Origin of the sequence: Kitasatospora sp. NPDC097605 (genome assembly GCF_040302725.1) — a bacterium.
In the GTDB taxonomy this organism is placed as follows: Bacteria; Actinomycetota; Actinomycetes; order Streptomycetales; family Streptomycetaceae; genus Kitasatospora.
Genome location: NZ_JBEOSF010000009.1, coordinates 40,558 through 59,091, shown reverse-complemented (window position 1 = coordinate 59,091; position 18,534 = coordinate 40,558). Strand labels below are relative to the sequence as shown.

At 72.1% G+C, this 18,534-nt stretch carries 20 protein-coding genes; 8 read left to right on the top strand and 12 right to left on the bottom strand.

The features are described from left to right. Positions 1-490 precede the first annotated feature (490 nt). From ABTX81_RS12960 to ABTX81_RS12945, 4 genes are all read left to right on the top strand, one after another. Positions 491-2,680, top strand: a complete 2,190-nt coding sequence (locus ABTX81_RS12960) for an MMPL family transporter (protein WP_350543815.1) — start codon at positions 491-493, stop codon at positions 2,678-2,680. A gap of 320 nt (positions 2,681-3,000) precedes the next feature. Then, positions 3,001-3,204 (top strand): cold-shock protein, encoded by a 204-nt coding sequence (locus tag ABTX81_RS12955; RefSeq protein ID WP_327676217.1) that lies wholly within the window; start codon positions 3,001-3,003, stop codon positions 3,202-3,204. A 141-nt stretch (positions 3,205-3,345) separates the two neighbouring features. After that, a complete protein-coding gene (locus tag ABTX81_RS12950; RefSeq protein ID WP_502892765.1) occupies positions 3,346-5,043 on the top strand; it encodes a DEAD/DEAH box helicase in 1,698 nt (565 codons plus the stop codon). A 315-nt stretch (positions 5,044-5,358) separates the two neighbouring features. Next, positions 5,359-6,084 (top strand): ricin-type beta-trefoil lectin domain protein, encoded by a 726-nt coding sequence (locus ABTX81_RS12945; protein ID WP_350543811.1) that lies wholly within the window; start codon positions 5,359-5,361, stop codon positions 6,082-6,084. A gap of 13 nt (positions 6,085-6,097) precedes the next feature. Here ABTX81_RS12945 and ABTX81_RS12940 read toward each other — a convergent pair whose 3' ends face one another. Further along, complete coding sequence (locus ABTX81_RS12940) at positions 6,098-6,700, bottom strand: TetR/AcrR family transcriptional regulator (RefSeq protein WP_350543809.1); 603 nt, start codon at positions 6,698-6,700, stop codon at positions 6,098-6,100. Between the two features lie 146 nt (positions 6,701-6,846). On the opposite strand from ABTX81_RS12940, the gene ABTX81_RS12935 reads away from it, so the two are divergent. From ABTX81_RS12935 to ABTX81_RS12920, 4 genes are all read left to right on the top strand, one after another. Then, a complete protein-coding gene (locus tag ABTX81_RS12935; RefSeq protein WP_350543807.1) occupies positions 6,847-7,515 on the top strand; it encodes an FMN-dependent NADH-azoreductase in 669 nt (222 codons plus the stop codon). 5 nt (positions 7,516-7,520) lie between these two features. Further along, positions 7,521-7,841 carry a DMT family transporter gene (locus ABTX81_RS12930; protein WP_350543805.1) on the top strand — a complete coding sequence of 107 codons (321 nt, stop codon included), beginning with the start codon at positions 7,521-7,523 and terminating at the stop codon, positions 7,839-7,841. A 125-nt stretch (positions 7,842-7,966) separates the two neighbouring features. Further along, a complete protein-coding gene (locus tag ABTX81_RS12925; RefSeq protein ID WP_350543803.1) occupies positions 7,967-8,242 on the top strand; it encodes a BrnT family toxin in 276 nt (91 codons plus the stop codon). 9 nt (positions 8,243-8,251) lie between these two features. Next, a complete protein-coding gene (locus ABTX81_RS12920; protein WP_350543801.1) occupies positions 8,252-8,563 on the top strand; it encodes a CopG family antitoxin in 312 nt (103 codons plus the stop codon). Positions 8,564-8,567: 4 nt separating this feature from the next. On the opposite strand, the gene ABTX81_RS12915 is transcribed toward ABTX81_RS12920, so the two are convergent. From ABTX81_RS12915 to ABTX81_RS12865, 11 genes are all read right to left on the bottom strand, one after another. Further along, positions 8,568-9,359 (bottom strand): sirohydrochlorin chelatase, encoded by a 792-nt coding sequence (locus ABTX81_RS12915; RefSeq protein WP_350543799.1) that lies wholly within the window; start codon positions 9,357-9,359, stop codon positions 8,568-8,570. A 10-nt stretch (positions 9,360-9,369) separates the two neighbouring features. Next, complete coding sequence (locus ABTX81_RS12910; protein WP_350543797.1) at positions 9,370-10,281, bottom strand: ABC transporter permease; 912 nt, start codon at positions 10,279-10,281, stop codon at positions 9,370-9,372. Further along, complete coding sequence (locus tag ABTX81_RS12905) at positions 10,268-11,071, bottom strand: ABC transporter ATP-binding protein (protein WP_350543795.1); 804 nt, start codon at positions 11,069-11,071, stop codon at positions 10,268-10,270. The genes ABTX81_RS12910 and ABTX81_RS12905 overlap by 14 nt, the downstream gene beginning before the upstream one ends. A gap of 165 nt (positions 11,072-11,236) precedes the next feature. Further along, positions 11,237-12,394, bottom strand: a complete 1,158-nt coding sequence (locus ABTX81_RS12900; protein ID WP_350543793.1) for an aliphatic sulfonate ABC transporter substrate-binding protein — start codon at positions 12,392-12,394, stop codon at positions 11,237-11,239. A gap of 281 nt (positions 12,395-12,675) precedes the next feature. Next, positions 12,676-14,016 carry a sulfate adenylyltransferase subunit 1 gene (locus ABTX81_RS12895; protein WP_350543791.1) on the bottom strand — a complete coding sequence of 447 codons (1,341 nt, stop codon included), beginning with the start codon at positions 14,014-14,016 and terminating at the stop codon, positions 12,676-12,678. Beyond that, positions 14,016-14,954, bottom strand: coding sequence for a sulfate adenylyltransferase subunit CysD (gene cysD / locus ABTX81_RS12890; protein ID WP_350543789.1), 939 nt, complete (start codon positions 14,952-14,954; stop codon positions 14,016-14,018). Before cysD ends, ABTX81_RS12895 begins: the two co-directional genes overlap by 1 nt. Then, entirely contained in the window at positions 14,951-15,532 is a 582-nt protein-coding gene (gene cysC, locus ABTX81_RS12885) for an adenylyl-sulfate kinase (RefSeq protein WP_350544151.1), read from the bottom strand. The genes cysD and cysC overlap by 4 nt, the downstream gene beginning before the upstream one ends. Positions 15,533-15,593: 61 nt before the next feature. Continuing rightward, positions 15,594-16,295 carry a phosphoadenylyl-sulfate reductase gene (locus tag ABTX81_RS12880; RefSeq protein ID WP_350543787.1) on the bottom strand — a complete coding sequence of 234 codons (702 nt, stop codon included), beginning with the start codon at positions 16,293-16,295 and terminating at the stop codon, positions 15,594-15,596. Next, positions 16,276-16,455, bottom strand: coding sequence for an eL43 family ribosomal protein (locus ABTX81_RS12875; protein WP_350543785.1), 180 nt, complete (start codon positions 16,453-16,455; stop codon positions 16,276-16,278). The genes ABTX81_RS12880 and ABTX81_RS12875 overlap by 20 nt, the downstream gene beginning before the upstream one ends. Then, positions 16,452-18,176 carry a nitrite/sulfite reductase gene (locus ABTX81_RS12870; protein ID WP_350543783.1) on the bottom strand — a complete coding sequence of 575 codons (1,725 nt, stop codon included), beginning with the start codon at positions 18,174-18,176 and terminating at the stop codon, positions 16,452-16,454. The genes ABTX81_RS12875 and ABTX81_RS12870 overlap by 4 nt, the downstream gene beginning before the upstream one ends. A 199-nt stretch (positions 18,177-18,375) precedes the next feature. Beyond that, the gene (locus ABTX81_RS12865; protein WP_310593185.1) at positions 18,376-18,459 is read right to left on the bottom strand and encodes a putative leader peptide; all 84 of its coding nucleotides are present in this window, start codon (positions 18,457-18,459) and stop codon (positions 18,376-18,378) included. Between the last annotated feature and the right edge of the window lie 75 nt (positions 18,460-18,534).

The window sequence follows — 18,534 nt, the reverse complement described above, 5'->3', positions numbered from 1 at the left end:
CGGCGGTGGTCGGCCGCCGGGATGTCGGGCGCCGGGTGCGGTCCGGCGTCCCAACCGACAGTAGGGAAGCCGCAGGTGACGGGGTATCCGGCTGGCGGGGGAGTGCGCCCTGTGGTCTTCCTCGGGGGCGGGGTGGGGTTTTCCCTACCCACCGACCCTGACATCTCCTCCCAGGGATAGGGGCAGGGACTCCACCCTGAGGGGGAGCTGAATCCACCCCGAGCACGAGGTGCAGGGGGTCGTGCGCGGGCGAAGATGGGTCAGGGTCGCTTCAGGGCGTCCCCGAGGGGGTCGGCCTGCGGCAACGGGGTCGAGGGGAAAACTACTTGCCGGTCGGCAAGTAAGTGACCGTAGGATGATCCCCTCTGAGTACTTACCTGCCGACCGGCTAGGCCAGTGCCCCCGCACGGCCGGAGCCGATCCTGATCCGTCGCCCGGCGTCCCGTCCCCCAAGGGCTGCGGTGAACCATGCCCAGGAGGCATTACGAGCATGTTCCACCGACTAGGACAATTCGTCGTCCGTCGCGCCTGGTGGGTGATCGCCGGGTGGATCGTCGCGATGATCGCCATCGCGTTCACGGCGCCGAAGATCACCGCCCAGACCGACGAGGCCGCGTTCCTCCCGAAGCACTACGAGTCCATCCAGGCCGCGCAGTTGCAGGAGCAGGCGTTTCCGTCCAGCTTCACGCCCTCCGCGCTCGCCCTGTTCGAGCGCAACGACGGTGCCCAGCTGACGGCCGACGACAAGGCCGCCGCGGCGAAGATCATCAAGGGTCTCACCGACAAGAAGATCGAGCACGTCGAGCAGATCGTCCCGGTCAGCGACCAGTCGACCTCCAAGGACGGCAAGTACGCGCTGGCGCCGATCGCCATCGACAAGACCACCCAGAACTCGGAGAAGTTCGGCGAGGTCGCCAAGGACATCCGCGACGAGGGCAAGGCGCTCGCCCAGGGCACCGACCTGAAGTTCCAGCTCGGCGGCCAGGCCGCCCAGCAGCTGGACCAGAAGGAGTCCTCCGGCGCGGCCGACGCCATCATCGCGATCAGCAGCGTCCTGCTGGTGGCGATCATCGTCGGCATCATCTTCCGCAGCGTGCTGGCCGGTCTGCTGCCGGTGCTGCTCTCGCTGATGATCGCCATGCCGACCTCGAACGGCCTGATCGCCTACGCCACCAAGGCCTTCGACCTGAAGTCCACCCCGGTGCTCTCGGCGATCCTGATCGTCGTGGTGCTCGGCGTCGGCACCGACTACTTCCTGTTCCTCGCCTTCCGCTACCGCGAGCGGCTGCGGGCGGGCGACACCCGGCAGGAGGCCGTGGTCCACGCCGTCGGCCGGGTCGGCGAGGCCATCGCCTCCGCGGCCGGCGCGGTCACCGTCGCCTTCGCGGTGCTGGTCCTCTCCAGCCTCGGCATGTTCAAGGCGCTCGGCCCGGCGCTGGCCATCGCGGTCGTCGTCACCGCCTTCGCCTCGCTCACCCTGGCCCCGGCCGTCCTCACGGTCATCCCGGCCCGCGGGGTCTTCTGGCCCGGCAAGAAGTGGATGCGCGAGCCCAGCGACGCCCGGTTCGCCGCGCTCGGGCGCATGGTCCAGAAGCGTCCGGCCGTGGTGGCCCTCGCCTCCGGCGGCGTGCTGCTGGCCCTGACCGCCGGCGCCCTGAACTACAACGGCACCTTCGACCTCGCGGGCAGCTCGATGCCCAAGACCAAGGAGTCGATGGTCGTCCAGGACAAGATGGTCAGCGCCTTCTCGGCCGGCGCCGCGGACCCGACGCACGTCTACCTGACCTCCACCGGCGGCGGCAAGCTCGACCAGGCCGGCTTCGAGGGCTACGCCGCCAAGCTCGGCGCCGTCCCCGGCGTCGCCGAGGCCGAGGGGAAGCCGGAGGTCAGCAAGGACGGCGCGACGGCGGACTTCACCGTCCTGCTCAAGAGCGAGCCGTCCGGCAACGAGGCGATCGACACGCTCACCAAGCTGCGCGAGGTGGCCCACGCCCAGGCACCGTCCGGCACCGAGGCCAAGGTCGGCGGCATCACCGCGATCTACAAGGACATCAACCTGGCGATGAGCCACGACTACAAGCTGGTGTTCCCGATCGCGGGTCTGCTGATCCTGCTGATCCTGGCCCTCCAGCTGCGCAGCGTGGTCGCCCCCTGGTACCTGATGGCCTCGGTCGGCCTCGGCTTCACCGCGACCCTCGGTTCCTCGACCCTGCTGTTCCAGAACATCAAGGGCGAGCACGGCATGATGTTCATGCTGCCGATCCTCATCTACCTCTTCGTGGTGGCGATCGGCACCGACTACAACATCCTGATCATCGCCCGTCTGCGCGAGGAGGCCCGTGAGGGCCGCAGCCCGCGCGAGGCGGCCCGCGAGGCGGTGCGCCACGGCGGCCCGACCGTCGCCGCGGCCGGCTTCATCCTGGCGGTGTCGTTCGCGACGTTCATGCTCGCGGGCAACATCTTCATGCTGGAGTTCGGCTTCGGCATGGCCTTCGGCATCTTCCTGGCGGCCTTCGTGATGGCGATGTTCTTCACCCCGGCGCTCACCGCGCTGGTCGGCAAGGCCGCCTGGTGGCCCGGCCACGGCGGCGACGCCGTCGGCGGCGGTCACGGCGGCCACGCCGCGCCGGCCGGTCCGTACAGCGCGCACGGACTGCCGGAGTCGGCCGGACGGCGCTGACCGTTCGACCGTCCCGGTGAAAACGGGGTGGCACCACGGTGTCGCCACGGACGGCGCCCGCCTCGGCGGGCGCCGTCTGCCCGCTTCCCGGAGCCCGCAAACGTGATCTGTCGGGCAGAAAATCCCCGGTCAATCGGGGTGCGACCGTGCTACAGTCGAGTCAGTTGCAGTTTTGGTTCCCATGAACGCTTGTGTGCGCCTGCTGGTCCCAACCAACAGGCGCATTTGTTTTGTCCGGTGTTTCAGTCTCCGGATGGGGATCGCGGCTACTTGGGGTCCACGAGGTGTGGGCTCCGATGCCCCAGTTAGAGGAGACGGTTATGGCTACCGGCACCGTGAAGTGGTTCAACAGCGAGAAGGGCTTCGGCTTCATCGAGCAGGAGACCGGCGGCCCGGACGTGTTCGCGCACTACTCGAACATCGTTGCTCAGGGCTTCCGTGAGCTCGTCGAGGGCCAGAAGGTCGAGTTCGACGTCACCCAGGGCCAGAAGGGCCCGCAGGCCGAGAACATCCGCGTCATCTGAGTCCGGCTCCGAGCTGACTCGCGATCTCGCGTAGCGAGGGCCCGCACCGCACGGTGCGGGCCCTCGCCCATGCCGCCGAACGGCCGGGGCGGCGCACTCCTTTCCGACGGCCGACCAGTCCCTGACCGGGGCTGTAGTGCTATGGACGGAGATCCCGTGACCACCCCTGCCCAGCAGCCCCGCGACGGCGGCCGCTCCCGCAAGCCCCGCACCCGTACCGGCGCCCCGCGCACCGGTGCCGCGCGTACCGGCGCCCCGCGCGGCGGGGCGTCCTCCCGCCCGCCGCGCCGCAACACCCCGCGGGTCGCCGAGCCCGCCGACTTCACCGTCGTCGAGGGCACCCCGGCCCGCCCGCCGGCGGCGAGCTTCGCCGAGCTGGAGCTGCCCAAGGCGATCCTGTCCGCGCTGACCCGCGAGGGCGTCACCGAGCCGTTCCCGATCCAGGCCGCCACGCTGCCCGACTCGATCGCCGGCCGTGACGTGCTCGGCCGTGGCCGCACCGGCTCCGGCAAGACGCTCGCCTTCGGCCTGCCGCTGCTCGCCCGCACCGCCGGAAAGCGCGCCGACGCCCGCCACCCGCTGGCGCTCGTGCTGACGCCCACCCGCGAGCTGGCCCAGCAGGTCACCGAGGCGCTCACCCCGTACGCCACCGCCGTCAACCTGCGGATCGCCACCGTCGTCGGCGGCATGTCGATCACCCGGCAGGCCAACGCGGTGCGCCGCGGCGCCGAGGTCCTGGTCGCCACCCCCGGCCGGCTGGACGACCTGATCGGCCGCGGCGACGTCCGGCTCTCCGACGTCGCGATCACCGTGCTCGACGAGGCCGACCAGATGGCCGACATGGGCTTCCTGCCGCAGGTCACCAAGCTGCTGGAGCAGGTCGCCGAGGGCGGGCAGCGGATGCTGTTCTCCGCCACCCTGGACCGCAACGTCGACCGGCTGGTCAAGCGCTTCCTGACCGACCCGGTCACCCACTCGGTCGACCCCTCGGCCGGCGCGGTCACCACCATGGACCACCACGTGCTCCAGCTGGAGCCGGCCGACAAGGCGTCCACCACCGCCCACATCGCCTCCCGCGAGGGGCGCGTGATCATGTTCGTGCACACCAAGCACGGTGCCGACCGGCTGGCCAAGCAGCTGCTCGCCAACGGCGTGAAGGCCGCCGCCCTGCACGGCGGCAAGTCCCAGCCGCAGCGCAACCGGGTGCTCGACCAGTTCCGGGACGGCCACGTCACCGCGCTGATCGCCACCAACGTCGCCGCCCGCGGCATCCACATCGACGGCCTCGACCTGGTCGTCAACGTCGACCCGCCGATCGACCACAAGGACTACCTGCACCGTGGCGGCCGCACCGCCCGGGCCGGCGAGTCCGGCACGGTCGTCACCCTGGTGCTGCCCGACCAGCGGCGCGAGGTCGGCCGGCTGATGACCGTGGCCGGGATCCGCCCGACCACCACCAAGGTCCGCCCCGGTGACGGCGAGCTCGCCCGGATCACCGGTGCCCGCACCCCCAGCGGCGTGGCGGTCACCCTGGCCGTGCCCGCCCCGGCCGCCCCCGCCGACGCGGAGGCCGGGAAGGCCGCGCCGAAGGCCTCCTCCGGGCCGCGCCGGCGCTCCGGCAAGCGCTCGGGCCTGCCGACCGACGTCGACATGAACGGCAACCCGCGTCGTCCCCGGCCCAAGCAGCGCGTCGGTGGTGCGGGCGGCGGCCAGGGCGGCGGCGCGCCGCGCCAGGCGTCCGGCTTCATCGGCCGCTCCGCGGGCCGGGCCAAGCCCGGCAGCGGTTCCAAGTCCGGCTCCAACTACGGCACCGGCCGCCAGCGCCGCCAGGCCGACTGAGGTACCTGAGCGACCGCGGCTTCCGACGGCCCGGCCCACCCCGCGCGGGGTGAGCCGGGCCGTCCGCGTGTGCGCCCCCGGCGGGCCGCTTTCCGGACGGATCCTCCGGGCCCCCGGCCTGCCGCCGCTTCCGGGCGACCGTTCGTACCAACCCCCGTCCGTGGACGGACCGTTGGCGTGATCGTCCCCCCGCGCTGTTGACCGTGGCCATACATCCCCCCGACGCTTTCACGCGGCCCGCACAAGTGGCGCACCGCCATCACGGTTCCCTGCTCCGCGGGTTGTCCGGTTCACCGTCCCCGGAAGGACCTTCCGATGCGTCGTACCGCCGCCCTGCTCTCCAGCGCCGCCCTGCTCGGCGCGGCCGCCTCACTCGCCGCGCCGGCCACCGGCGCCCAGGCCGCCGCCGGCTGCGGCGCCTACGTCGCCGGCTGGAACGCCTACGGCTCCTGTTCCGGCATCGACCCGCTCCAGACCTGGTACGTCTCCGCGACCTGCCAGTGGTGGAACGCCCAGCACACCGTGCAGTTCAGCCGGGGCACCATGAGTGGCACCGTGGTCGGCGACGGCACCGCGGTCGCGCCCTGCGGCGTCAACGAGACCGTCTCCTTCCCGTACGTCGTCCTCGGCCCCAAGCTCCCGCCGCAGCCCGCCGGCCCGGTCGGCCAGATCACCGGCTACGCGAGCAAGTGCGTCGACGTGAAGGGCGCCGCGAGCTCCGACGGCACCCCCGTCCAGATCTACGACTGCAACGGCACCAACGCCCAGCAGTGGAAGATCGCGGTGGACGGCACCATCCGCGCCTTCAACAAGTGCATGGACGTCACCGGCGCCGGCACCGCCAACGGCACCAAGATCCAGCTCTACACCTGCAACGGCACCGGCGCCCAGCAGTGGCAGGTCCGGGCGGACGGCTCGATCCTCAACCCGGCGTCCGGCCGCTGCCTGGACGACCTGGGCTTCTCCACCGCCAACGGCAACCAGCTGGGCATCTGGGACTGCAACGGCGCGGCCAACCAGGTCTGGCACGTCCCGGCCTGACCGTGCCCCCGTCCTAGCCGAGGGTGCCGTGCGCCAGGGCGGCCAGGCCGGCCGCGATCCGTGCGGGGGTGACGCCGGCCTCGCGCTGGTGGCGGAAGAGCTCGGGGGCGAGCGGGGCGAGCAGCTGGTCGGCCAGGACCTCCGGGTCCGGCCGGCCGGCCTCGCGCGCCAGGTGGGCGACGTGCAGCCGCCAGAAGGCGTAGGCGCCGGTGCGGTAGCGGGCCGCGCCGGTCTCGGCGCCGAGCACCAGGTGGATGTGGGTCTCCAGCAGCTCGACCATCGCCGCGTAGAAGGCGGCCAGGCGGTCGGCGGGGGCGACGGTGCCGGCCCCGTCGCCCGGGCCGAGCGGCGGGGCGCCGCGCAGCAGCCGCTCCTGGAGGGCGCGTTCGTGCTCGTCGAGCAGGGCGCGGGCGATCGAGGCGCGGTCCGGGTAGCGGCGGTAGAGGGTGCCGCGGCCGATGCCGGCGGCCCGGGCGATGTCGTCCATGGTGACGGCGGCCGGGTCGCCCTCGGCGAAGAGCCGTCCGGCGGCGGCGAGCACCTTGGCCCGGTTGCGGGCGGCGTCGGCCCGTTCGCGGGGCGGCGGGCCGTCGGCCATCGGGAGCTCGGTCGTCATGGGGGACAACGGTAGAGGGAAGTGCGCACCCGAGGGAAGTGGACACGCTGTCCACTTCCCTCTAGCGTAGGGAGGGCCGACAAGTGGACGCGATGTCCGGTTGTTCGGCCCGTTCCGTCCAGCCCAGACCGTTCCGGGGGTTCACCGTGTCCCACCTCCTGCACCTCGACAGCAGCGCGCGCACCGACTCCTTCACCCGCCGTCTCGGCGCGGCCTTCGCCGACGCCTGGCTGGCCGGCGGCGGCGAGGTCACCCACCGCGACCTCGCCGCCGAGCCCGTCCCGCCGATCCGCGAGGGCTGGACCCGGATCTGCGACACCCTGCTGCGCGAGGGCATCACCGACATCGCCCGCTACCCCGAGGCCGTCCGCACCGGGCAGGAGCAGGAGGCCTGGGCCGTCGTCCGGCCGCTGCTCGACGAACTCGTCGCGGCGGACGCCGTGCTGATCGGCGCGCCGATGTACAACTTCGGCATCCCGTCCGCGCTCAAGGCCTGGATCGACCAGGTCACCTTCCCGAAGATGGTGCTCGCGCCGCGCAAGTTCGTGGTCGTCGCCGCGCGCGGCGGCGCCTACGGGCCCGGCACCCCGCGCGAGCCGTACGACCACAACGGCCGCTACCTGAGCGACTTCGTCCGCGGCCACTACGCGGTCGAGGACACCGAGGTGATCGCCGCCGAACTCGTCAACTCCCTGGTGGACCCGGCCCTGGCCGGGCGCGTCCTGCAGCACCGGGAGTCCGCCGCCGACGCGCTGTACCGGGCCGGCGAGCTGGGCACCAAGCTGGTCGGCTACCGCATCCCGAGGGAGGGCTGAACGCCGTGCCGTGGATCTGGCTGCTGCTGGCGGGGGTGGTGGAGGTCGCCTGGGCGCAGTCCATCAAGCCGACCGAGGGGTTCACCCGGCTCCCGCAGACGGCCCTGTGCTTCGTCCTCATGCTGGGCGCCGTCTACCTCCTCTCCCGCGCCCTCCAGGACCTCCCGGTCGGCACCTCCTACGCCGTCTTCACCGGCATCGGCACCATCGGCACCGTGCTGACCGCCCTCGCCGTCCGCCACGAGGTCCCGTCCCCCACCGCCCTCACCGGCCTCGCCCTGATCACGGCCGGTCTCATCACCGTCCACCTGGGCACGGCAGGCTGAAGCGGCCTTGCTGTGTCGACCGGCGCGCGATGAAATCGCGCGCCGGTCTCGTGCGTTCACGCGCATCGTCCGATCGGGTGGGGTCGATTCGCCGCACGCAATGCGTTTGCAACACGCTCTCTGTCGTGCAGACTGAGATCTATTGGACTGACCGGTCCGAGCAGCACATCGCCAGGCACGGGGTGACTCCCGGCGAGGTGGAGCAGGTCGTGTTCACCCGGCCGAGGTGGTTGGCCTCGGGGCGGGAGGGGACGACGCTCTGCCTCGGCGTGACGGATGCCGGGCGTCACCTGTTGGTGGTGCTGGTGGCGAGCACTGCGGCGCAGGCGTGCTGGTACTGCGTCACGGCGCGGGACATGACCGGCTCCGAGCGGCGCTTGTTCCTCAAGCGGACGAGTTGAGGGTGGCAGATGACTGACAACGGTGCGGACCTTGAGGCGCTGGCCGAGTTCTACGAGACGCACGAACTGACCGAGGACGACATCATGGCGGCCGAGCCGGCGGAGCCGATTCCCACCGATTCGGTGATGATCACGACCTCGCTTCGGCTGCCGAAGCCCCTGATGGACGAGGTCCGGCGGCGGGCGCAGGTCAGAGGGATCAAGCCGACGGTGATCATGCGGGAATGGATCGAGGCGGCTGTCGCGGACCAGGAGGCGGTCGTCCCGCTCAGCGTGATCACCGCGGCGGTGGCGGAGTACCAGCACCGCAAGGCGTCCTGAGCATTCAGGCGGTGAGGGCCGGGGCCGTTGCCGTCCTCGTGCGGGCCTCGTCGTAGCGGGTGAGGAGGAGGCTGGCGAGGTCCAGGGTGGGGGCGAGGGTGGCGGCGAGGTGGTCGGCGGCGGCCTCGGTGGCGGCCTCGGCGATGCGGTCGGGGAGCAGGCCGGGGGCGAGCAGGTAGGGGGAGACGGCGACCCGGTCGACGCCCGGGGCGCCGCGCAGGGCGGCGACGGCGTCGGGGACGCGGGGCCCGGCGGCGGAGGCGTAGGCGACCTCGACGGCGGCCCAGCCGCGGGTGCGGCGCCACTCGGCGGCGACCGCCCGGGTGGCGGCGTCGGCGGCCGGGTCGGAGGAGCCGGCGGCGGCGAGCACGACGCCGGTGCGGGCCCGGACGGCGGGGGAGGAGAGTTCCGGCGCGACCTCGGTGAGCCGGCGGTCCAGCGCGGACAGCAGCAGCGGCGAGGGCCCCAGCACGTCGGCCACCGGCAGGTCGGCGCCGGCCGCGCGCAGGGCGGCGGGGATGTCGTGCTTGGCGTGGAAGGCCCGGTTGAGCAGCAGCGGCACGGCCACCGCGCCCCCGCCGAGCCGCTCCACCACCTGCGGGATGCGCGGGGCGCAGTGGTCCAGGTAGGCGGTGGCGACGTCCAGGCCGGGCCGCAGCGCCCGCACCTGCCCGACCAGCGCGGCGACGGCCGCGGCGTGCCGCGCGTCGCGGCTGCCGTGGGCGATCAGCAGCAGGGCGGGGCTGCCCGCCGCCACCGGGGTGGCGGGGGCGGCGGGCAGCCGGCGATCGGTCATGCGCGGGGCCTCACTTGCCGCCGGCCAGCAGGCCGCGGTTGCGCAGGACCCGGCGCTCGACCGGGGTGAAGACGAGCAGTTCGATGGCGATGCCGACGAACAGGATGAGGATGATGCCGAGCAGCACGCCCGCCATGTCCGAGAACTCGCGCTGGTTCTCCAGGAACCGGCCGAGGCCGAGGCCCAGGTCGGGGGAGGAGGCGACGAGTTCGGCGGCCATCAGCGAGCGCCAGGAGAAGGCCCAGCCCTGCTTGAGCCCGGCCAGGTAGCCGGGCAGGGCGGCGGGCAGCAGGATGTGCCGGGCGCCGGTCAGGCCGGTGGCGCCGATGGTGCGCCCGGCCCGCAGGAACAGCGGCGGGACCTGGTCGATGCCCGCGACCAGGCCGTTGGCGATGGACGGGACGGCGCCGAGCAGGATGACCGCGTACATCATCGAGTCGTTGATGCCGAGCCAGATGACGGCGGCCGGCACCCAGGCGACCGAGGGCAGCGACTGGAGGCCGGAGAGCACCGGGCCGAGCGCGGCCCGCACCGGCTTGACCCGGGCGACCAGCAGGCCGATCGGGGTGCCGATGACGAGCGCGACCAGGAAGCCGGACAGGCCGCGCCAGACGCTGGTCCAGATGATCGAGAACAGCGTGCCCTGGTACCAGAGGTCCTCGGCGGCCCGCCAGACGTCCAGCGGGCTGGGGAGCTTGTACTCGCTGGTGACGTGCAGGCTGTAGGCGCCCTGCCACAGGGCGAGCACCAGGACGACGCCGAGCAGCGGCGGCAGCACCTTCTGCCGCAGCGTCTCGGCGGTGGAGTTGCGCTGGGTGACGACCGCGTCCAGAGCGTCCAGGCCCGACCCGACGCTCGCGAAGTCGGCGACGATGCCGCCGTGGGCCTCCCCCGTCTTGGTGGTGGTGTCAGTGCTGGCCATGGCGGCGGATCTCCCCACGCAGTTCTTCGGTGATCTCGATGGACAGGTCGGCCACGCCGGAGGACTCGATCCGGCGCGGCTGCGGGAGGTCGATGCGCCACTCGCGGTTGACCCGGCCGGGGCGGGAGGAGAGCAGGACGACGCGCTGGGCGAGCCGGACGGCCTCCCGCACGTTGTGGGTGACGAAGAGGACGGACAGCTGCTTCTCCGACCAGATCCGGGTGATCTCGTCGTGCAGGACGTCGCGGGTGATGGCGTCCAGGGCGGCGAACGGCTCGTCCATGAGCAGCACCTGGCTGCCCTGGGCGAGGGCGCGGGCCATCGCGACACGCTGGCGCATGCCGCCGGAGAGCTCGTGCACCCGCTTGCCGTAGGAGCCGTCGAGCCGGACGAGGTCGAGCAGCCGCTCGGCCTCGGGGCGGCGCTCGGGGCGCGGGACGCCGGCGAGCTTGAGGGCGAGTTCGATGTTCTTGCCGGCGGTGAGCCAGGGGAAGAGCGCGTGTTCCTGGAACATCAGCGCGGGGCGTCCTCCGGGCACCTCGATGCTGCCCGAGCTGGGCTTGTCGAGGCCGGCGACCAGGTTGAGCAGGGTGGACTTGCCGCAGCCCGAGGCGCCGAGGAGCGTGACGAACTCGCCCGGGGCGACATCGAGGGTGATGTCGTCCAGGACGTGGGTCTGCGCGCCGGGGCGGCCGAAGGACTTGTGGACGTGCGAGATCCGGACGGCGGGGGAGCCGTCACGAGTGCCGACGCCGGGGGCGTCGTCCGAGGTGGTCAGTGCCGGAGTCATTCCGGGCACCTCCTGCGTGGTGTGGTCTGGCATCTGGTGTCAGGGAGAGGGCCGGGGTCCGGGCCCCCGCCCGGTCCGAGCTCGGGGCATCGAGCGGGCATCGGTACGGGCTGGGCGGGGGCCGGACCGCGGGGTTCCGGGCGCGGTGGTGCGGTCCTGCGGGCGCTACTTGGCGCCGAGACCGGCGTCCGCGACGGGGCTCTGCCCCTTCTCCTTCAGCACCTTGTTGAGCGCGGTGAGGTCGTAGATGCCGTTCAGGTTCGGCTTCTTGAGCAGTCCGGCGGTGACGGCGTTGTCGGCCTCGGTCTGCAGGGTGGCGGCCAGCGGGTCGTCCAGGAAGTCGATGTCGGCCCAGGCCGGGTCGAGGATGGCCGGCTCCAGGGCGTTGCCGGCCTCCTTCTTGATCGCCTCGTTGGCGGCGGTCTTGGCCTTGTCCGGGTTGGCCTTGATGAAGGCGTTGGTGTTCACCGAGCCGCGCAGCACGGCCTCGACCACGTCGGGGTGGTCGGCCAGGAACTTCTGCGAGACGATGATGTTGGTGATCACGAACTTCTTGTCCGGCCAGATGTCCTTCTCGTTGAGCAGGACCTTCGCCCCGAGGGTGACCAGCTTGGACGCGGTCGGCTCGGGCACCCAGGCGGCGTCGATGGAGCCCTGCTTGTAGGCGTCCGGGGTGACCTTGTTGTCCGAGCGGACCACGCTGACGTCGCCGGCGCCGGACTGGGCGTCGACCTTGTAGCCCTTGCCGGCCAGGTAGTTGAGCAGCGCCACGTCCTGGGTGTTGCCCAGCTGCGGGGTGGCGATCTTCTTGCCCTTGAGGTCGTCCAGCGAGGCGACCTTCTCCGGGTTGGCCACCAGCTTGACGCCGCCGGAGGCCGAACCGCCGATGATCTTCAGCGACTTGCCGTCGGACTTGGTGTAGCCGTTGATCGCCGGGGAGGGGCCGATCCAGCCGATGTCGATGGAGCCGGCGTTGAGCGCCTCGATCTCGGCCGGGCCCGCGTTGAAGACCTGGGTCTTGATCTGGGTGGAGCCCAACTCCTTCTGGAATATGCCTTCCTGGAGGCCGACCAGCGGAGTGCCGTGGGTCAGGTTGGCGAAGTAGCCGATCTTCACCGTGTCGGCGGAGAGCTTGGCGCCGGAGGACGAACCGGCCGCCGGGGCGGCGGAGTCGGCCTTCTTGTCGTCGTTCTCGGAGCCGTACCCGCAGGCGGAGAGCAGCGCGACGGCGGTGAGGCCGGCCACGGCGGCCGCGGCGGAGCGTCTGATCCGGCCGGCGCCGGGATGTGCCGGGGTATGCGGAAGTGCCAGGTTCGGTGCCATGGTGAGTCCTGTTCGCGGACGGACCGTCAGGAAAGCGGTCCCGGGCGGACGTTCGGTCAAGGTTGTGCTTGCGGCACCGCGCGGGGTGCCGGGCAAGCCGGGCCGGGGGGCGGCTGCTGCGCCTGCTGTGGGGAGGGACAGCGGCCGGCCGGCCCGGTGACAGGGCGGTTCTCAGCCCTGTCGGCCCACACATCGCGTCAGGCCGCCCTGGCCGCTGCCGAGGACGCCGCTGCCGATGCGGCCGCCTTCCTTGTCCATGCCCGAGAACGCCTCGCTGGGCATCAGACCCAGTCCTCCTCGTCGGGGTCGTTGGCGTCGGTGGTGCGTACGGTCTCGAAGGCCTCGCCCGCCATGCCGGCGGTGAGGGTGGTGCCGTCGGCCGGGTCGATCAGCAGGAACGATCCGGTCCGGCGGTTGTCGCGGTAGTCGTCGAGCGCCAGCGGCTCGGCGGTGCGCAGCACCACGTGGCCGATGTCGTTGACGTTCAGGCCCTCGGCGCCGGAGCGCTGCTCCAGCGTGTCGATGTCGATCCGGTAGGTGATCTCCTTGACCAGCGCGCGCACCGTGCGGGTGGTGTGCTTGAGCAGCACCTTGTCGCCGGCCCGCAGCGGCCGCTCGTTGAGGTGGCTGACGGTGGCCTCGATGTCCTTGGTGGGGACGGGCGCGCGGCCGGCCGCGATGAGGTCGCCGCGGGAGATGTCGATGTCGTCGGCGAGGCGCACGGTGACCGACTGGGGGGCCCAGGCGATGTCGGTGGCCCGGCCGAGGGCGTCGATGCCGGTGACGGTGGTGGTGTGGCCCGACGGCAGCACGGTGACGGCGTCGCCGACGCGCAGCACGCCGGAGGCCAGCTGGCCCGCGTAGCCGCGGTAGTCCGGATGCTCCTCGGTCTGCGGGCGGATCACGTACTGGACCGGGAAGCGGGCCGGCTCGGCGCTCGGGTCGCTGCCGACCGGCACGGTCTCCAGGTGCTCCAGCAGGGTCGGGCCGCCGTACCAGTCCATGTGCGCGGACGGCTCGACGACGTTGTCCCCGGCGAGCGCGGAGATCGGCACCGCGACGACGTCCTTGACGCCGAGCGAGGCCGCGTAGGCGGTGAACTCGGCGGCGATGGCAGCGAAGACGGGCTCGGCGTAGTCGACCAGGTCCATCTTGTTGACGGCGAGCACCACGTGCGGCACCCGCAGCAGGGCGGCGACGGCGGCGTGCCGGCGGGTCTGCTCGACCACGCCGTTGCGGGCGTCGACCAGGACGACGGCCAGCTCGGCGGTGGAGGCACCGGTGACCATGTTCCGGGTGTACTGCACGTGCCCGGGGGTGTCGGCGAGGATGAACCGCCGCCGGGGGGTGGCGAAGTAGCGGTAGGCCACGTCGATGGTGATGCCCTGCTCGCGCTCGGCGCGCAGGCCGTCGGTGAGCAGCGCGAGGTCGGGCGCGTCCTGGCCGCGGTTGCGGGAGGCGTGCTCGACGGCCTCCAGCTGGTCGGCCAGCACCGACTTGGAGTCGTGCAGCAGACGGCCGACCAGGGTGGACTTGCCGTCGTCGACGGACCCGGCGGTGGCGAAGCGCAGCAGCGAGGTGGCGGTGCCGGTCTGGGTCGTGCCGGTCTGGGTGGTGCTCATTAGAAGTATCCCTCGCGCTTGCGGTCTTCCATCGCGGCCTCGGAGAGCTTGTCGTCGGCGCGGGTGGCGCCGCGCTCGGTGAGGCGGCTGGCGGCGATCTCGGCGATGACGGCCTGGATGGTGGTGGCGTCGGAGTCGACGGCACCGGTGCAGGACATGTCACCGACGGTGCGGTAGCGGATCAGCCGCCGCTCGACCGGCTCGTCCTCCTTGGGGCCGCCCCACTCGCCGGCGGTCAGCCACATGCCGCTGCGGGCGAAGACGTCGCGCTCGTGGGCGTAGTAGATCTCCGGGAGTTCGATGCCCTCGCGCTCGATGTACTGCCAGACGTCCAGCTCGGTCCAGTTGGAGAGCGGGAAGACCCGGACGTGCTCGCCGACGGCGTGCCGGCCGTTGTAGAGCGACCACAGCTCGGGGCGCTGGCGGCGCGGGTCCCAGGCGCCGAACTCGTCGCGCAGCGAGAAGACGCGCTCCTTGGCGCGGGCCTTCTCCTCGTCGCGGCGGCCGCCGCCGAAGACGGCGTCGAAGCGGCCCTTCTCGATGGCGTCGAGCAGCGGGACGGTCTGCAGCGGGTTGCGGGTGCCGTCGGGGCGCTCGCGCAGCACGCCGCGGTCGATGAAGTCCTGCACCGAGGCGACGTGCAGGCGCAGGTGGTGCCGGGCCGCCACGCGGTCGCGGTAGTCGATGACCTCGGGGAAGTTGTGGCCGGTGTCGACGTGCAGCAGCGAGAACGGGATGGCGGCCGGCCAGAAGGCCTTGAGCGCCAGGTGCAGCATGACGATGGAGTCCTTGCCGCCGGAGAACAGGATCACCGGGCGTTCGAACTCCCCCGCGACCTCGCGGAAGATGTGCACCGACTCGGCCTCCAGCGCGTCCAGGTGGGACAGCGCGAAGGGGTTGTCGTCGGCCTGCACCAGGCTCTGGGTCGCGGTGGTCATGCCAGGCCCCTCTCGGTCAGGAAGGCGTGCAGCTCGGCGGCGGACTCGGTGACCGCGCGGCCCTGGGTCTGGAGCCGCAGCTCCGGGTGCTCGGGCGCCTCGTAGGGGTCGTCGACGCCGGTGAGTCCGGAGATCTCGCCGGCCGCCTGCTTCGCGTACAGCCCCTTGACGTCGCGTTCGGCGCACAGCTCGACCGGGGTGGCGACGTGGATCTCCAGGAACTCGGTGCCGTTCGCCGCGTGCCGCTCGCGCACGGCGGCGCGGGAGTCGGCGAACGGGGCGATCACCGGCGCGAGGACCTTGACGCCGTTGGCGGCGAGCTTCTCGGCGACGAAACCGATCCGGGTGACGTTGGTGTGCCGGTCCTCGCGGGAGAAGCCGAGGCCCTTGGAGAGGAACTCGCGGATCTCGTCGCCGTCCAGGACCTCGACCTTGTGGCCCTCGGCGCGCAGCCGCTCGGCCAGGGCGAAGGCGAGCGTGGTCTTCCCCGCGCTCGGCAGCCCGGTCAGCCACACGGTGGCGCCGCGCTCGCAGGGGCCGGCCGCGCGGGCCGCCTCTGCGGCTCCGGCGGCGGCCAGGGTGTCGGCTGTGGTCACGTTGCAGTCCTTAGAACGGGAGGGTGTTGACGGTGGGTCGGGTCTAGAGGTGGATGCCGCACTCGGTCTTGCCGGAGCCGGACCAGCGGCCGGCCCGGGCGTCCTCGCCCTCGCCCGGCTTGCGGGTGCAGGAGAGCGGGGAGCAGCCGACCGAGGTGTAGCCCTCCCACAGCAGCGGGTTGAGCAGCACGCCGTGGGCGTTGACGTAGGCGTCCACGTCCTCCTGCGTCCAGCGGGCGATCGGGGCGATCTTGACCTTGCGGCGCCGGGCGTCCCAGGCGACCACCGGGGTGTTCGCGCGGGTCGGGGACTCGTCGCGGCGCAGTCCGGTGGCCCAGGCGTCGTAGCCGCCGAGGCCGCGGTTCAGCGGCTCGACCTTCCGCAGCGAGCAGCACAGGTCCGGGTCGCGGTCGTGCAGCCGCGGCCCGTACCGGGCGTCCTGCTCGGCCACGGTCAGCGCCGGGGTGAGCGTGATGACGTTGACCGGCATGGTCGCCGCCACCGCGTCCCGGGTGCCGATGGTCTCGGGGAAGTGGTAGCCGGTGTCCAGGAAGACCACGTCCACGCCGGGGAGGACCGAGGAGGCCAGGTGGGCGACGACCGCGTCCTCCATGGAGGAGGTGACGCAGAAGCGCTTGCCGAAGGTGTCGGCGGCCCAGCCCAGGATCTCCTGCGGGGTGGCCTCCTCCAGCTCCCGGCCGGCCCGGGTGGCCAGCTCCTCGTGGTCAGTCGTCGTGCCGGTCACTCTGGTTACCCCCGTTGGTCGGTGACAGCAGGCCGAGGAACTTCAGCTGGAAGGCCCGGCGGCAGCCGTGGCATTCCCAGGCGCCGTGCCCGGCCTCCGACGGGCGCAGGTCCTCGTCCCCGCAGTACGGGCAGAAGAACGGTGCCGCTCGCTCGCTCACGAGAGCTGCTCCTCGCCGGCCCGGGCCGCCCACTGCGCGAAGCGCTCGCCCTCGGTGCGGTCCTCCCGGTACCGGGTCAGCACCCGCTCGACGTAGTCGGGCAGGCCCTCGCTGGTGACCTTGAGGCCGCGGACCTTGCGGCCGAAGCCGGCCTCCAGGCCGAGCGCGCCGCCCAGGTGCACCTGGTAGCCCTCGACCTGGTTGCCCTGGTCGTCCGTCACCAGCTGGCCCTTGAGACCGATGTCCGCGACCTGGATGCGGGCGCAGGCGTTGGGGCAGCCGTTGATGTTGATGGTCAGCGGCTCGTCGAAGTCCGGCAGCCGCTTCTCCATCTCGTCGATGAGCGTGCGGCCGCGCTCCTTGGTCTCGACGATGGCGAGCTTGCAGTACTCGATGCCGGTGCAGGCCATGGTGCCGCGGCGGAACGGCGAGGGGGTGACCCGCAGGTCCAGCGCCTCCAGGCCGGCCACCAGCGACTCCACCCGGTCCTCGGCGACGTCGAGGACGAGCATCTTCTGCTCGGCGGTGGTGCGCAGCCGGTCGCTGCCGTGCGCCTCGGCGAGGTCGGCGATCTTCCCGAGCAGCCGGCCGTCGACCCGGCCGACCCGCGGCGCGAAGCCGACGTAGTAGTTGCCGTCCTTCTGCCGGTGCACGCCGACGTGGTCGCGCCAGCGGCCGCCGGGCTCCTGCGGGGCGGGCCCGTCGATCAGCTTGTACTTGAGGTACTCGTCCTCCAGCACCTGGCGGAACTTCTCGGTGCCCCAGTCGGCGACCAGGAACTTCAGCCGGGCGCGGTTGCGCAGCCGGCGGTAGCCGTAGTCGCGGAAGATGCCGATGACGCCGCCGTAGACGTCGGCGACCTCGTCGAGGGGCACCCAGGCGCCGAGCCGGACGCCGAGCTTCGGGTTGGTGGACAGGCCGCCGCCGACCCAGAGGTCGAAGCCGGGGCCGTGCTCGGGGTGGACCACGCCGACGAAGGCGACGTCGTTGATCTCGTGCGCGACGTCCAGCAGCGGGGAGCCGGAGACGGCGGACTTGAACTTGCGCGGCAGGTTGGAGAAGTCCTTGTTGCCGATGAAGCGGCGCTGGATCTCCTCGATGGCGGGGGTGCCGTCGATGATCTCGTCCTCGGCGATGCCGGCCACCGGGGAGCCGAGGATGACGCGCGGGGTGTCGCCGCAGGCCTCGGTGGTGGACAGGCCGACGGCCTCCAGCTTCTGCCAGATCGCCGGGACGTCCTCGATCCGGATCCAGTGGTACTGGACGTTCTGGCGGTCGGTCAGGTCGGCGGTGTTGCGGCCGTACTGCTCGGAGACCTCGGCGACGGCGCGCAGCTGGGCGACCGTCAGCCGGCCGCCGTCGATCCGGACGCGGAGCATGAAGTACTCGGCGTCGAGCTCGTGCGGGTCCAGGATCGCGGTCTTGCCGCCGTCGATGCCCTCCTTGCGCTGGGTGTACAGACCCCACCAGCGCATCCGGCCGCGCAGGTCCGCCGGGTCGATCGAGTCGAAGCCCCGGTGCGCGTAGATCGTCTCAATACGTGTCCGCACATTGAGACCGTCGTCGTCCTTCTTGAACTGCTCGTTGGCGTTCAGAGGGGTGTGGTGACCCATGCCCCACTGGCCCTCGCCGCGGTGACGGGTCACCTTGCGAGCGGCGGCGGGGCGGCGCGCGGGGGCGCTCTCGGCCGTGGGCTCGGCGGTCTCGGGGGTGGTGGCCATGGTGAAGTCCTTCGGGGCAGGTGGCTCTGACGCCGGGTTGGTCGCTGGGCGTGCTCGGCGGTGCGGTACTGCTGTGACCTGCGGATTTCTCAAGGCCGGGAGAGCAGTCGCGGTGGCCGGGCGGGCGCCTGCGCATCCGCTTCAGCGGGGATGGCGGGGGAGGTGGCGCCGGGTGCGGTGGAAGACGGCGGGGTCGGGCTCAGGTCACCGGACAGATGGCGCTGGACACGCGAAGGAGATCGACGTGCAGTCGACCTACTAGGGTGGTTCCGGCGCTCGGCATGGCAAGAGATTCGCACGGCGCACGACTCGCGGTCCACTAACGTCCGTATTCTGGATGCCCTGGTTTCGAATCATG